The following is a 12,611-nucleotide window of genomic DNA, read 5'->3' on the forward strand; positions in this document are numbered from 1 at the left end:
GTGTGGAGCATGTGGTTATAGCGTTGGTGGTTATAATCATAGCACATTATGTTGGAGTTTGGATCTCATTAACATTCTGCTAGGAGGTTTAATTTTAGCGTGGGAAGCTTATTGTTTTTCAGAAGTTTGCCAAGGATTATGGTAAAGGGGAATTTTTTTCACTAGGAAAGTTATTATTCTTTGGATATATAGTAGGTTGGGTTTTCTTTCCTCTCTGTTTTTTTGTTCGGTGTATTGTGAAGTTTTTTTGGGTGTCTAACCCCTCTACTCTTTACAAACTTTAGAACCCATGATCATGGGGGAACAATTAGAGGAGATGGGTTTGTCTGTTAACCAAATTTTGAGACCTTTATTTTGTTGGTTGAGGGATTCTTTGGGTGTTATAGCATTCATCCATTTAAAATGTTTTTTGTTGTTTGTGATTAATTTTGCATTTAATGAGAGTGCTGTGCCGCCTATGGCATAATCTCTAGCATTTTCGCTGAAATCCCAATTGTCGAGGCGCTTGCAACGGCTTTTTTGCTTCTTTTTCTCTGAATGGCACAATTTAATATTTGCTTCTTTTAGGAAGGTGTTTACCATGGACTCCGTATTCCTTTGTTCATTTGATGGTATAGAAATTCCATGTAAGCAATTGATGGCAAATATTTTTGTTTTGAGTTCAAAAGCCCACTTACAAAAATATTTTATCGTTAAAAACATTAGTATCTAAGATTACCATGATCACCTATACTATCTTAGGGATTTGAGGTTCCTTATACCTCTTAAAACCTTCTCTTGATTCTTTTACTGTTTCCTTTATATCTTATGATTCTATTATCTTCTCTGCTAGTTGTTCAAGTTTCATGAGCTTCCATTCCCCCCTTCTTTGTCTTTTATGAAGACTACTTTGTCTTTTGCTTGGATTTTAAGGTCTTCACGCACTTTCCCTAGGGATTGTTACTTGATACTTTCTTGTAACACTTACCATAATATCACCTTACCCTATTTGTAATACCATAAATGATTTTCTAGTACCATCCCACTTTTAAGTAAATTCTCATCTAAAATGAAGACTAAATTGAGTTTATAGATCTCGATGAAAATTTAGGTGTCTCAAAAAATCAGTTTTCAAAAAAAGTTAAAAAGGAAAAAATTATTTGCCTTTTGGCGTGCTTTTAACATTGTTGATTGTATGGAGAATGCTGCCTCTTTTGATGTAACCTAGCGCTGCTATTATGAGTATTGCGATCAAAGCTAAAGCTGGGTATGAAGTTCCTGCGACGGTTTTATGTGGGCTTAGATATGAAGCCTTCTTGACTGGTTGAGGCGTTGTAGGAGCTGGCATTGCATAATGACTTACACTTGCCTGCCCCTCTGCCATTGAAATGCTTGAAATTCTAGGCAATACTATCACATTTGACTGCGCTCCCGGCGTTGGAGTGACTGGAGTTGTTGGTTGAGTTTCCTCAGTTTTAACTGGTACTGTTATCTCTTGAGCTTCTGCTTTGTTTCCATTGGCATCAACGCCATAATAGTATATTGTAGCTGTTTTTTCAAGTTTTATTGGATTTGTGTATTGTTGCCATGTTGAACCGTCTGTTGAATAATATATGGTACCTTCTTCGTTGATGTCCATGTAAACTGTTGAATCTTTTACTGTTGCCGTAATTTCTGGTGGCGTGACATCCTGGAAGTTTAATAGGTATTCAACAGGGTCTCCAGCCGCCAATAGCTGATAATATTCCGTTTTTGTGAGTGTAACTTCCTTTTTGATGCTGTATGCTTCCTGTAATTGGCTATAAAGCTCTTTTCCTGGGAATGCGCTTGTAATGTACCAGAGGGCCCAGTACATTGTCCTGTAGTAATTGTTGTTATCAGGTTGTATACTAGTTAGAATTTTCTTGTCATAGTCTATGAGGATTGCTTTACCTGTATTTTTTGACGGATCCCATCTTATCGCTATACCCTGTGATGAGGATAAGGCTTGTGTATTTCTAACCCCTGTGGTGTAGTATGTTCCTTTAGAAGCTGAAAGTCCGAGAACTTGCATTATAACTTGTTCTTTACAATGGGCTGGTACTCCAATGTATACATAATATTGTGTTCCTGTTAATGGTAGCCATGATTTTATGAGATCTGCTATTACATATCCCTGTGTCAGTCCTGAACCTGGACAGCCGCCTCCAATGGCCGCTAACATGAAGTCGTATGGCATTCCGACTGCCCATTGGTTTGCAAGGCTAACTATATAATAATCTTGCTGAGCATATGCTGGTATATCATACGTGTATGTTCCATAGACTGCGAGAGATTTTGTATAACCTTCTGTCCCCTTGTTTCCTTCAAGGTTTTTTGCGCTGATATCGAAGACATTATAGCTTACACCATTGTAGAGTACTGGTTTTATTTTCCCTTCAGAATCGATGAAAACTGCATATAAAGGTCCGTCTGCAATCGTCGGTTTTTTCACGAAGACGTACCAGAGTGGTGTTTGGGTGCCTCTTTTAAGGGAATAAATGTTCTTTAACAGCATCCCTGTGGAATCTATCACACCATCGATGGCTGCATAGGTTAGTCCGAGGGTTTGTGAGTAGCCGGCTGATGTTATGAGAAGATCTTCCTTGGTAAGTGTTGGTAGTCCAGCTTCTTTGAATGCTTGGTTTGCTGCATCCACTGCTTTTTTACCGTTTTCGTAAAGGCTATTGTAATTGTTTATTGGTAAAACTGGAATGTCTGTGTTCATAGTTTCTTGGGGTTGTGGCAAACTGTTTATATATTCTTTGTCTATTCCTGTGGCCCATAGGTGTGAGAATTGTTCATCATTGATTGTGGCTAGTTTCAGGGTTTTGTAGAGAGATGCTGGGTTTGTTGAAAGTAGTGTGAGCAATTCTAGGTCATGTTTTAGTTCTGTGAGCGTTCCTGTAGGACCACTGTATTTTACATTATCGTTTATTGTCCAATAAAGCAGTTTACCCGTTTTTGAGTTTGCGTCCCACCATATGTAGATGTTTTCGTTCGGATCCTTTGCATATGTTGATCTGAAGTTGTAGTAGTTGCCGTTCCATTTGAGTGGTGTGGAATCCATGAAGAACATGGGGACATCGTCGTCACCGCCGCCTACAGATGTTATTACATGGTATGAGTTTGTATTTGATTCGAGAGGATAATTTTGTATGAATTGTTTAGATGCTGCATAGGCGGTTATAAGGCCGTCGTTGATTGTTCCAGTCCATGCTGCTATCTTTAGCATGTCTAATGGTGCTCCTGCTGTCCAAGCGCTTGCAATAGCTAAAATGTCATATCCTAGTTCTTTGCTGGCGGTTGTGAATTGTGTTCCTGTCATCTGCGGTCCTATGTTAATTTTTTGTGTTTTTTCCCATCCTGATTCGAGGATTGTGTATTTTATTGCATAAGCGTTGTTGTTTTCTTTTTTGACGAATGTGAATGTCACTGGATCGTTGGGTTTGTTTAGTTGGAGTATGTTTGAATATTGTAAGGGGATTTCGTCTTTTACGGTTTGTAGAGCGTCTTCTGTTGTTGAATTTTCATATTTCGCGGGTCCTGCCGTGGTTATTAATAATGTGTTGTGTGGATTTTGTAAGTTTAGTGTGTTTTGTGCGTCTGTTGCCATATTTTTTGTAATGTTTGTAAGGTCGGATGCTGAGGCATGTCCACTGAGTACGATGACTATTACTGATATTATTAGAAAGTGTATTATTTTTTCTTTAATTTCTTTCACCTCCTTAGTCGTCCTTAGTCGAAATGCAACAAAATGCACTTCGTACACTTCGTATATATGAAGTGAAGCAACTAATAAAATTAACGAAACAACCCTCAAACGAAAAATTTATATATAAAGGATGGCGGTCTCTAAAAACTTAACATTGACACAAAAAACCTTGAAGGAGAAAAAATACTTTGATACGCCCCGTTTTAAAAAAGCTTGAAAGCAAAAGAAATGACGTCTACGCTATAAAATACAAAAATAAGCAGTTCATAGTGAAAATATACAAGAATAAAGACTCCAGAGTCATGGAAGAAAAAACTCTTAAAAGATTAAACAAACACGGATTAAACGTGCCCAAAGTAGTCAACTCCCATAAGAACATCTTAATAACAGAATTTATAGACGGCAAAACAATAGGAGAAGCAATCCATACAAGTGCAGATTGGGTTGAAGACCTTGCAAAATGGCTAGCAAAGCTCCATAACATAAAACACGATGAAACCACTATCTTAAAAGGAGATTGCAACCTGAAAAATTTCATATTCACAAAAAAGGGAGTATACGGGATCGACTTCGAAAATACATTTTATGGAGACCCCATCCATGACCTGGGAGAGATATGCTTCTTCATAATCGACAGCACTTCAACCCTAAAAAGAAAAACCAAGGAAAAAATAATTAAAAAATTCATCCAAAACTACCAAAAACACTCCAAAAAAAGTATAGATACCAAAAAACTAAAAAAGGCTATGAAAATAGCAAAAGAAAAAGCACAAAAAAGAAGATCAAAAAAAGATAGACCCTATATTGGATCATAAAATATCCTTTTATTTTTTTAATCAGATTTTTAGTAAAAAAGGTATATATTGGGTTAGTTACATAATTTTAATCCCAACTGAAGGCCATAATTTCACCTCCGGGTTATTGTTGCAACACAATAACCTGGAGTGAATAACTCCATTTTTCTGATTCCTGATGAAATAAAAATAAAAAGCCATTATTTTCCATTAAACTTCATCAAGAACTTCGTTCCTTTTCTTCAAGTTTTGCTGCAATTTCATCAACTATGAGGGATGCAAGGTCATCCTTGCTCATTACAGGAAGTTCCAGGGTCCTATCTGAGACCATGATGGCCATGTTACTGTCTGAGCCGAAACCCTCAACTGAAACATCATTTGCAACAACGATATCCACACCAGCCTCCCGCATCTGCTTCTCTGCAGATCCGATAAGTTCCTCCCTGGGGACATCGTACTCAGCCTTGAATCCAACAATAAGTGCATCAGGGTTAAGTTCTCTTGCAATTTTTATGATCTTGGGGTTTGGTTTCAGTGTGAGTGTGAGCTCTCCATCTGAGGATATCTTCCTCTCAGTGCAGGTGGGTTTGAAGTCAGCGACGGCTGCAGCCGATACGAATACATCATGTTCCCCTATAAGTTCCCTGACTGCGGCTGCCATGGAATCCGCTGTCTCAGCCTCTTTAACAGTGAACTGCTGGGGAATATCCACTGAGACGATACCCGCCAGGAGTGTAACATCTGCACCCTCAATGTATGCCCTTCGTGCAACCGCAAGACCCATCTTACCTGAACTTCTATTTGTAATGCCCCTCACTGGATCGATTGGCTCATATGTTCCGCCGAGGCTTATGAGAACCCTTTTACCCCTCAACCTCTGCTTTGAGGTCTGCCTCATGGCCTCAAGTACTATGGTGTTGATGTCCGGGAACTTGGCCTTACCCTCATCCATGCGGGGTTCAACAAAGACAACGCCCTCCTCCCTCAGCCTCCTTATGTTCCCCTCTGCGGCGGCATACATGGCCTCATGCATTGATGGAACCATAACTATGGGTGTCCCCATCCCGGATGCCGTGAGGAGAAGGGATGATATGGGGTTGTCGGCCAGCTTAAAGGCAAGCTTACCTATGATGTTAGCCGTTGCAGGGGCCACCAGGATGAGGTCTGCGTCGGCGTACTTAACGTGCTCGATCTCCCCTGTAAGTTCAAGGATGGGTTTACTTCCTGTGGCAAACTCCATTGCATGGGGGTGTATTATTCTGCAGGCGTCCTCACTCATGAAACATCTGACGCTGGCACCCTGCCTTCCCAGTTCCCTCGCGAGTTTAACTGCCTCAATGGCGGCAACGCTTCCTGTAACGCAAAGTACAATCTCCATTCCATCCCCATCATGTGTCATCTATAACAACAACCGTTTTCTCTCCTGTCAGCATTTCTATTATCTCGTTGAGGGTTTCAAGTTTGCCTGGCACTCTCCTTGCATCCTCCCGCATAACCCTGATCTTGAAGCGTTCCTCACCGTCCTTCCCGAATACTATGTTGATCCCTGAAATCCTTGCAGGTGCAAGGACATCCTCTGCAACTGATTTGAGGTCAGAGTTCTCACCAACCACCCTCACCTTTTTACCCAGGGCCCTTGATATTGCCCTTACGATTTTACCGCCCTTACCTATCAGTTTTCCGACCTCATCAGACTCCGTTATGATTATAACTATTCCATCAAGGTCTATGGCCCTTTTAAATCCTAGTTTTCCCTCTCCAATCCTGTATAGAACCTTTGATATCTCCAGTTCAGTCTCGGTTACCTCCCCTGTTTTAAGTTTATTTTCACAGCCCTGACATAAAATTCCGCTTTTAAGACAGACATCGCATATTGGCAATACCATTCCTTCTTCCTCCTTTTCTTTAGTGGTTACCGTGGTTATCGCAAACAAGGCCACACCTATAAATCCCGGTTTAAAAACCCAGTACAGTCTTTAAACCTCTGGAGATAAAATAAAAAGAGCCCATTTAGTTATCACTGCAGTGACCCTTATAATTTAATAATATTTTGATAAATATAAATTTATAGTTTTGGCCTATCCCTAAAGAAAGGAAGGTGGAGTTAAATAAACCTGAAGCTGTTTACGATGAGGTCGAAGTTCTTTCCTTCAGCATCGAACCTGTCAGCCGGGGCTGTGCAGAGTATCACATAGACCCTTCTGTTGTTCTGTATCCAGATGGCCCTATGCTTCTTCTGGACTCCATCAAGGACAATATAGACATTTTCTATTGCCTGGTAACCACCTATGGTTGTGTTTGTCTCTGAGACCCTCCTGTAACTGGAGTTAGTGAACAGTGCATCATAGTTGTCCCTGTACATATCATAGATGTTACCCTTAAGCTCCCTTGACTGGATAACAACCGATACCTGTGCAAGTCCAGATGAATCAACTGATGTCGGGTCCCCAACTGCTGCAATGGTTTCGTTTGCCAGTGAATTGGCCGTCACCCAGTTGGATGGGTACTCAAATGAAATGTTGTTTCCGGAGAACCTTTTGGTCTGGTTCTCTGAGTTGCTGTCAGGTGAGGTGCATCCTGACACCGCAACGACCATTATTATGAAAAGGATGAACCAGTGCTTCCTCATGCAATTTCCTCACTCTCATGGTGATGATGGTGGATTCTGACCGCCACCGGTCCCCTGATTATCGGGTGCTGTTGGAGTGGTGGGTGTTGAAGGCTTTTCTGGAGTGGTGGGTGCCGTGGGTGTTGTGTTGGTGGGGTTCCTGTTTGTGGGGTGGGTTACTGTCACATTCTTAACGGTGTTGTTGAAGGATGGGAATGCTGTTTCATTCACGGTAACTGTCCCTGTAACGGGGGTTTCATCCTTCACGTTCATGAAGTACAGTCCAAAACCCGTTCCAAAGAAGAATGCCGCCACAATTATTATGGCACCTATGAGCGACAGATTCGGACCCCTCTTTCCCTTAACCTCATCTGTCCTGACGTACTTCCTGACAAGTTCCTCCTTCTCCTTTTCATCCTTCTTTTTCCGTGATTCCTCCACCCAGTGGTCGAGGGTTTTTTCCGGGGTTTTCTGCCCCTGAAGGCGCCTTATATTTTCAACTGCCTCAATTGTTTCAAGTTCCTTCGTGTACTGTTCCTTCAGTTCACTGTATTCCTTCCTTGAAATATTACCCTCTTCCAGGTCCCTTTCAAGTTTCTTGAGCTGTCTCAGGATGATTTTCTTATCCTGACCAATCATAATCATCTCCTGATAAATCGATGATATCAACTGGATCTATATTGAACAGCCGGGTATATATAATTTATATGGGATGGAACACCTAAACCCCTGATGCTCCGTTAACAGGCAAAGTAGCTTTATACCTAGGTACCCGGGTGCTCAGGTGAGTTCCTGAAAAATCAAAAGGGCTATTCATAAACAGTTTCCTCTGGATAGGATCCCAGAATTTTAAAGAAAGGTGTTCTATCAGCTATACAATCAAGCACACCCATTATGACGGCGTCCTTCCGGTGTCCCTCAAAATCTATGAAGAATATGTACTTGCCAAGCCCCCTCTTTGAGGGTCTGGATTCTATCTTTGTGAGGTTCACTCCATGCTCTGCAAAGAATCCCAGAACCTCATAAAGCCCCCCTGGTCTGTCCTCTGCCAGTGAAAAGACTATGGAGGTCTTGTCCCTTCCTGTTGGCTCATGATCCTTTTCCGAGAGGACTATGAACCTTGTGAAGTTGGGGTCAAAGTCCTGTATGTCCTCTGCGATCACCTCAAGGCCATAGATATCCGCGGCTCTCAGGGTCCCTATCGCCGCAAGTTCCTGTCTCCCCACTATCGTCCTGGCCGCTGCTGCTGTGCTGGGTGCTGAATGTGTTGTGACACCCAGCTCCTCCAGGAACCTCCGGCACTGGGCAAGGGACTGGGGGTGTGAGTAAACCTCCCTCACCTCCCCCAGGGAGACCCCCCTGTTGACAAGGAGGTTGTGCCTTACCCTAAGTATTATCTCCCTCTCTATGCAAAGATCATATTCCCATGCCAGAAGGTCGAGTGTTACCCCAACCGGCCCTTCAATTGAGTTCTCAATGGGAACAACCCCCTTTGAAGCCTTACCTGATGCCACAGCCCCCAGAACCTCAAGTATGGAGTCAAATGCCAGAAGTTCATCACCAATATGGAGCGCAGCCTCCTCGGTGAATGTCCCCTCAGGCCCGAGGTAGGCTATGGATTCTTCTGCCATCAGTAGAGGCCCCCCTCCAGGTAGTTGTTTATCCTGTCTGTTGTTGCCTGGTAGAATCGCCTCACCGTGGCCTTACCGTCCCTGTAGTCTGCGAGGGTCGCTGAGACACCGAGATGTACAAGGTGCCTTATGAACTCCTCGGCGGTCTCCCTGTCCTCCACATCGATGATAGTGTCCTCGTAGGCGGCCTCACCATCTGCTATGGCCTTTATCCTCTCAAGCATGGGGTATATTATTGCCTCTCCCAGGCGGTGAGCCCTCTCAAGGGTTTCCTCATCTGACTCATCCAGTTCATAGGCCTGGAAACCCTCCCTTATAACCCTGCTGAAGAAGAAGGGTCTCCCAAAGTCAAAGGGGTAGCTGAAGGCATATGCAAGTTCCCGTGCATGTGCCTGGGATGATGTGTACTTCAGGGGTGGTAAATCCATTGAGGGGTCCTTCATGACAACCCCCTCTCTTCCCTCCTTCCCCAGGGCCCTTATTATATCTGCAACCTCCTCTGCAGCATCTTCAACAGGGTAAATCCCGAATAAACGGACGGGTGGAAGATCATAGGACTCAAGAAGGTCCCTCTTCTCTTTTATTGGGAGGGGCTTGTTGGTGTTCTTCTCCCTCAGGTCAAAGACCCTGAAACCCAGGGACCCCACCTCAGGGTAGTCCTGTGAAACATAGGGATTGTCCCTTCCAACCATCTCACCGCATACAACAAGGTCCCCGTGGTCAGAGAAGAACCCGTCAAGGTCCATGAGTTCCAGCGCCTTCCGGGTTGTGAAGGGGCATACATGGCCTCCTCGTGTGAGTGCAACCGTATCACCAGATGAAAGGCGTGTTATGCGGACATTGTAACCGTTCATCTTCTCCTCTACTGCAACGCTGTCCCTGAAGTGTTCCATCAGGGTGGGGGCTAGTAGAAGTGTTCTTCTGATCTTCGGAAATCCCCGGATAACCTCAACCTCATCTCCAGTGTAGATCACCGTGCCTGCCTCAAGGTCCATGAGGGACTTTTTGAAAATTAGTGCATTCATGCCACCCTCTTCAGTGACCCTGATGGCACCCCTGGCCAGCCCCGCCTCCAGTCTTTTAGATGGAATCCCTGTTTTCTCTGTGATCTCATGGAAAGGAATGTCTGTATTCATCAGATTCACGCTGATCATTCAATTATAAACATGTGTATTCAGCTTATTCAAAAAAATAAAGGATTAGAAGACACCCTCTATCTCAACTATGAGATCAAGGATGTCCGTCTTTGTCACTATACCCTCAAGTTCGCCGTCCACAACAGGGAACCCGCCGTAACCTGTCTCCATCATCATGGATGCAAGATCCGTTACCGGCGTGTCTGCCTCAACGGTCCTGACGTTCTGTTTCATTATATCCTCAACAAGGAGGTTTCTTATCCTTGATGATTTGTGCTTATCAGGTACGACCTTCCTGAAGTTTATAACTGCACGTGTCATGTCCTTTGCGGTGAGTATACCGGCAAGTTCCCCTCCATCCATGATCAGAAGCCGTCCTATGCCTGCATCAATCATCATCCTCCTTGCATGGACAGCCCTCTCCTGGGGGGATACTGTTATCATCTCTGTGCTCATGACATCGGCCGCTGTGTAACTCTCATAGGCCCTTCCCCTGCAGATATCAAGGAGGTCTGATTTGGTTACGATTCCCAGTATCTCATCATCAAGGATAACAGGCAGACTTCCTATGTTGTTCTCAAGCATGAGACTTGCTGCGTTTCCTGCATCCATGTCTGGATCTGCAGTTATGAGTTCAGATGTCATGACCGTTGAGACATGGAAGTGGGATGGTGCCATGTTCCCGTACCTTGATGATCCCAGTTTTATGGCTATATCCTTCTCGGTGACTATCCCCACAAGTTCCCTCTCATGTTCGCTGTTTGTGTTGATCACAAGGAGCCTTGATACGTTTTTCTTTCCCATTAATCGAAGGGCGTCGCAGACGTTCTGGTCCTTATCGATGCAGACAGGATCCTCTGACATGATATTTTTAATTATCATACTCTTCACCTACTGTATCCCGCTTATTATATCTGTTTTGGTTATTATTCCCACCAGTTCCTCATCCTCAACAACGGGCAGTCCGCTTATTCCATTATCAAGCATCAATGAAGCGGCCTCTGATGCATCAACTGAGGGTTCAACTGTTATGACGTCCTCAGTCATTATATCCCCTGCAGTTAACATTGCGATTGTCCTTGCCCTTCTCTTCTCCTCGGATGCGCGGCTTATGAAGTAGACCCTTTCAACAGGTATGCCCCTTTCAGGGTCCTCAAATGTTGCAAATGAAAGGTTCTCAGAGGTTATTATTCCCTCAACAGCCCCATTTCCGGTTACAACGACCCTTGATATACCGTTCTCCTCCATGACATCTATAACATGGGCCAGTGTATGGTTGGCTGTCACGGTTTTAACGTCCCGGGTCATTAAATCCTCAACCTTCCATCTGCCGGCGCACCTGTCCTTGAAGAATCTGAGAAGGTCCCTCTTGGTTATGATGCCTGCAAGTTCCTCTCCATCCATCACAAGGAGTGAGCCTATTTTCTTCTTCAGCATGAGGTCAGCGGCTTCCCTTGGAGTGGCGTCGATATCAACGGTTATGGGGTTTTCGTTCATCACCCTTCTTATTGAGATCTTATCTATTGGCCTTCTCTTCCATGCGGGTCCGTTGATTCTCAGCTTCCTTGTTATGTCCGTCTCTGTGACGATACCTGCTGGTTTCCCCCCGGAGTCCACCACCACTACCCTGCTTATCCCATGCCTTAACATGAGGTTCCGGGCGTATGCAACCTGCTGTGTGTCTTCCATGACAAAGACTTCATCTGTCATTATAGCTCCAACATTCATGGGACCACCTAACCTGTTATTGCCCTCAGAAGGTCGCTCTCTGTTATGATTCCCCTGAGGTTTCCATAGTCCACCACAGGCAGACCACCAATTCCATGTTTCTCCATGATCTCACAGACCTCCCCAAGGGTGGTTGATGATGTGACGGTGCAGACCTCCCTTTCCATGATTTCGGTAACAGGTGTGGCGAGAACCTCCTCTGCACTGTTGTTCTTCATTGAGTTGAATGCCTGGTTCCTTCCAAGGAACTCAAGTATGTCGGTGGATGTAACAATTCCAACAAGTTTTTCATCCTCGGGATGGGGGGTTCTTCTTTCCTCACCAATAACAGGTATTCTCCTGAGCCTGTTTCTTACCATTATCTTGGATGCACCCTCTATCGGTGTTCCGGGTGTTGTTGTTATAACATCGGCCGTCATGTGATCCTCAGTGACCTCATCGATGAATACACCTGCCATGAGGAGCACGAAGTCCCTCTCGGATACTATACCTGCTATCCTCCCATCATCATCAACTACCGGCAGAGCACCGACACTGTTTTCCAGCATCATGGTCACCGCATCTGATATGGAGTCCCTGGTGGTTATGTGGATGACATCACGTGTCATTATACTCTTAACCGGTTCGTTGACTGCTGCGAGGAAGTTATCATCGTATTTGTTATCCAGGATCTTGAACTTATCTCCCCCTCCTAAAAAGTCCAGGATGTCCATGGCCGTTACTATTCCCTGGAGCTTCCCTGTTCCGGGGTTTGTTATGGGAAGCCTCCTGAATTTGTTCTTAACCATTATCTCCGCTGCTTCCTTGATGGTGGCTGTCTGTGGTATGGAAATTACTTCCTTGCCGGCGATTGTCATGACATCGCCTTCATGGTCGAAGTTTCTGCTCTCGAATTCAATGGGACCACGGTCCCTAGACTTTACCAGGTTTATGGTGTCTTTTTTTCTCATTTACACACCTCTCTGGGAGATATACTTACATGAAGTAAGTATCGTTATTACC

At 44.1% G+C, this 12,611-nt stretch carries 11 protein-coding genes; 1 reads left to right on the top strand and 10 read right to left on the bottom strand.

What is annotated here, in order from left to right; translation table 11 throughout:
- Positions 1-1,135 precede the first annotated feature (1,135 nt).
- Complete coding sequence (locus tag OXN82_RS06970) at positions 1,136-3,760, bottom strand: chitobiase/beta-hexosaminidase C-terminal domain-containing protein (RefSeq protein WP_321211151.1); 2,625 nt, start codon at positions 3,758-3,760, stop codon at positions 1,136-1,138.
- 140 nt (positions 3,761-3,900) lie between these two features.
- On the opposite strand from OXN82_RS06970, the gene OXN82_RS06975 reads away from it, so the two are divergent.
- The gene (locus tag OXN82_RS06975; RefSeq protein WP_321211152.1) at positions 3,901-4,527 is read left to right on the top strand and encodes a phosphotransferase; all 627 of its coding nucleotides are present in this window, start codon (positions 3,901-3,903) and stop codon (positions 4,525-4,527) included.
- A gap of 199 nt (positions 4,528-4,726) precedes the next feature.
- On the opposite strand, the gene coaBC is transcribed toward OXN82_RS06975, so the two are convergent.
- From coaBC to OXN82_RS07020, 9 genes are all read right to left on the bottom strand, one after another.
- Positions 4,727-5,884 (bottom strand): bifunctional phosphopantothenoylcysteine decarboxylase/phosphopantothenate--cysteine ligase CoaBC, encoded by a 1,158-nt coding sequence (coaBC, locus tag OXN82_RS06980; RefSeq protein WP_321211153.1) that lies wholly within the window; start codon positions 5,882-5,884, stop codon positions 4,727-4,729.
- A gap of 10 nt (positions 5,885-5,894) precedes the next feature.
- On the bottom strand, positions 5,895-6,392 hold the full coding sequence (locus OXN82_RS06985; RefSeq protein ID WP_321212177.1) for a transcription elongation factor NusA: 498 nt from the start codon (positions 6,390-6,392) through the stop codon (positions 5,895-5,897).
- 218 nt (positions 6,393-6,610) lie between these two features.
- Complete coding sequence (locus OXN82_RS06990) at positions 6,611-7,135, bottom strand: PsbP-related protein (protein ID WP_321211154.1); 525 nt, start codon at positions 7,133-7,135, stop codon at positions 6,611-6,613.
- A gap of 15 nt (positions 7,136-7,150) precedes the next feature.
- Positions 7,151-7,753: a hypothetical protein gene (locus tag OXN82_RS06995; RefSeq protein ID WP_321211155.1), complete on the bottom strand. Its 603-nt coding sequence runs from the start codon at positions 7,751-7,753 to the stop codon at positions 7,151-7,153.
- A 170-nt stretch (positions 7,754-7,923) separates the two neighbouring features.
- Positions 7,924-8,745: a prephenate dehydratase gene (gene pheA, locus OXN82_RS07000; protein ID WP_321211156.1), complete on the bottom strand. Its 822-nt coding sequence runs from the start codon at positions 8,743-8,745 to the stop codon at positions 7,924-7,926.
- Complete coding sequence (locus OXN82_RS07005) at positions 8,745-9,881, bottom strand: RNA ligase (protein ID WP_321211157.1); 1,137 nt, start codon at positions 9,879-9,881, stop codon at positions 8,745-8,747. Before OXN82_RS07005 ends, pheA begins: the two co-directional genes overlap by 1 nt.
- Positions 9,882-9,944: 63 nt before the next feature.
- The gene (locus OXN82_RS07010; protein WP_321211158.1) at positions 9,945-10,763 is read right to left on the bottom strand and encodes a CBS domain-containing protein; all 819 of its coding nucleotides are present in this window, start codon (positions 10,761-10,763) and stop codon (positions 9,945-9,947) included.
- 9 nt (positions 10,764-10,772) lie between these two features.
- Positions 10,773-11,609, bottom strand: a complete 837-nt coding sequence (locus OXN82_RS07015; RefSeq protein ID WP_321211159.1) for a CBS domain-containing protein — start codon at positions 11,607-11,609, stop codon at positions 10,773-10,775.
- 8 nt (positions 11,610-11,617) lie between these two features.
- Positions 11,618-12,559 carry a CBS domain-containing protein gene (locus OXN82_RS07020; RefSeq protein WP_321211160.1) on the bottom strand — a complete coding sequence of 314 codons (942 nt, stop codon included), beginning with the start codon at positions 12,557-12,559 and terminating at the stop codon, positions 11,618-11,620.
- Positions 12,560-12,611: the final 52 nt, after the last annotated feature.

Source organism: Methanothermobacter sp. DP (assembly GCF_026692625.1).
In the GTDB taxonomy this organism is placed as follows: Archaea; Methanobacteriota; Methanobacteria; order Methanobacteriales; family Methanothermobacteraceae; genus Methanothermobacter; species Methanothermobacter marburgensis.

Coding starts and splice junctions, on each gene's coding strand:
- OXN82_RS07010 (WP_321211158.1), bottom strand. CDS start 10,763: ATGATAATTAAAAATATCATGTCAGAGGATCCTGTCTGCATCGATAAG.
- OXN82_RS06995 (WP_321211155.1), bottom strand. CDS start 7,753: ATGATTGGTCAGGATAAGAAAATCATCCTGAGACAGCTCAAGAAACTT.
- OXN82_RS07020 (WP_321211160.1), bottom strand. CDS start 12,559: ATGAGAAAAAAAGACACCATAAACCTGGTAAAGTCTAGGGACCGTGGT.
- OXN82_RS07015 (WP_321211159.1), bottom strand. CDS start 11,609: ATGAATGTTGGAGCTATAATGACAGATGAAGTCTTTGTCATGGAAGAC.
- OXN82_RS06990 (WP_321211154.1), bottom strand. CDS start 7,135: ATGAGGAAGCACTGGTTCATCCTTTTCATAATAATGGTCGTTGCGGTG.
- OXN82_RS07005 (WP_321211157.1), bottom strand. CDS start 9,881: ATGAATACAGACATTCCTTTCCATGAGATCACAGAGAAAACAGGGATT.
- coaBC (WP_321211153.1), bottom strand. CDS start 5,884: ATGGAGATTGTACTTTGCGTTACAGGAAGCGTTGCCGCCATTGAGGCA.
- pheA (WP_321211156.1), bottom strand. CDS start 8,745: ATGGCAGAAGAATCCATAGCCTACCTCGGGCCTGAGGGGACATTCACC.
- OXN82_RS06985 (WP_321212177.1), bottom strand. CDS start 6,392: ATGGTATTGCCAATATGCGATGTCTGTCTTAAAAGCGGAATTTTATGT.